The organism is Nostoc sp. (assembly GCF_036917155.1).
Lineage (GTDB): Bacteria > Cyanobacteriota > Cyanobacteriia > Cyanobacteriales > Nostocaceae > Nostoc.
Genome location: NZ_JBALDZ010000045.1, coordinates 1 through 1,463 on the forward strand (window position 1 = coordinate 1; position 1,463 = coordinate 1,463).

At 41.6% G+C, this 1,463-nt stretch carries 2 protein-coding genes; one reads left to right on the top strand and one right to left on the bottom strand.

Annotated features, from left to right (window positions below; translation table 11 throughout):
• Positions 1 to 81: 81 nt before the first annotated feature.
• Positions 82 to 996 carry an ankyrin repeat domain-containing protein gene (locus tag V7K67_RS07055; RefSeq protein WP_335165795.1) on the bottom strand — a complete coding sequence of 305 codons (915 nt, stop codon included), beginning with the start codon at positions 994 to 996 and terminating at the stop codon, positions 82 to 84.
• Positions 997 to 1,124: 128 nt separating this feature from the next.
• On the opposite strand from V7K67_RS07055, the gene V7K67_RS07060 reads away from it, so the two are divergent.
• On the top strand, positions 1,125 to 1,271 hold the full coding sequence (locus tag V7K67_RS07060) for a hypothetical protein (protein WP_335165797.1): 147 nt from the start codon (positions 1,125 to 1,127) through the stop codon (positions 1,269 to 1,271).
• The last annotated feature ends 192 nt before the right edge of the window (positions 1,272 to 1,463 follow it).

A 1,463-nucleotide genomic window follows, 5' to 3' on the forward strand; every position in this document is an offset into this window, starting at 1 on the left:
CTTACCCCTTAATGACGAAACCACGGCATGAATTACGTAAGCAATTGCAAAGCGCTTAATTGATAAGCCTTTCCGGTTTTCTTAGTGCCATTCGATTCTGCTAGGGTTTGCGCCAGCTTCTAGTAAAATTTTGACGCAATCAGTAGCACCATGCTCTGCTGCGATTATTAACGCAGTGTTACTAAAGTCATCAGTGGCTTCAATATCAAATCTCTCTGCAATTAGCCACTGTAGGACTTCCAGCCTATTGTTTTCTATCGCATACATTAACGGCGTTTTTCCGCAGTTTCCCACATCGTTGTAATTTGCTCCCGCAGCTAGGAGTAATTTGGCTTTAGGAAGTTCACCCACCTGAATACTCAATAACCAAGGGGTTCTATTCCAACAATCACGCACATCTTGATCTGCTCCTTGCTCTAGCAATAACAATACTTGCTCTAAGCTCCCAAAAACTATTGCGTGCATTAATTCTGTCCATCCCAGTTGCTCTGGGTTAGCACCCGCGTTCAATAATAATTTGACAGCATCAAATCTCCCAATATGAGCAGCTACTTTGATTGCAGATTCACCATAGCTACTCATGCCATTGACAGCAGCACCTCTAGAGATGAGTAAATTCAAAGTTGATATTAAGTTTTCATCTCGTAAAATATCTCGACCATGCATAGCATGAATTAAGATATCATATCCGTCTGGGCTTTGATAGTTAATATCCGCTCCAGCATCCAGAATCAATTGGATTTTATCTAAATTTCCTGACTGTACAGCCAACCCAAGTACGGTATTTTGAGATTCTTGTTCAACAGCATTCACATTCGCGCCATGTTCCAAGAGGAGGCGAATCATATCAACACCTGCATTGGCGCTACTAACCGCACACATTAATGGTGTTTGCTGGGAATACTCGTCTAGGCGCTCAATATCAACGCCATTGGCTATTTTACGTGCGACTCCTGCAATATCTCCCTGCTGTATATCAATATGAATTTTTTGCATAAATTTTCTGATTTAACTTCTGATATAAATTATCGGAGTTGCGGAATCAAAATGCGGGTTATGCGTAAACATCGCTTCCAGCACCAGCTTTTGTGAATATCTGCTTGTAAGCCAAAGTGAACCCTACATTGAGCAATATCACAACGCGGGATCGCAACAGTAACGATCGCTGGCTATGGCAAGTTCACTCTCACCTTGAGCGGACGATTGTTCTGCACAGTTTAAACAACGTGGAAATTCCCCTAACTGAAATCTATCGTCGGATTAATTTTTAAGGGTTGCTAAAGCTTCTAGAAATTGCGCTCACCGAGACGGGCGGAAAAGGGATATATTTTTTCCAAGTGAGCCTATTATGATACTCATATAACATTAGACCCTAGCTATCTAATTGGTATTCAAGAGCTTGAGAATCAAGCACAGTAAGAAGTTCCGTATGTTGATCGACCAAAGCTTGTATTGTGCGAACT

Bases quoted from the DNA above. Each gene is read 5' to 3' on its own strand.
- V7K67_RS07055 (WP_335165795.1), bottom strand. From the start codon at position 996: ATGCAAAAAATTCATATTGATATACAGCAGGGAGATATTGCAGGAGTC.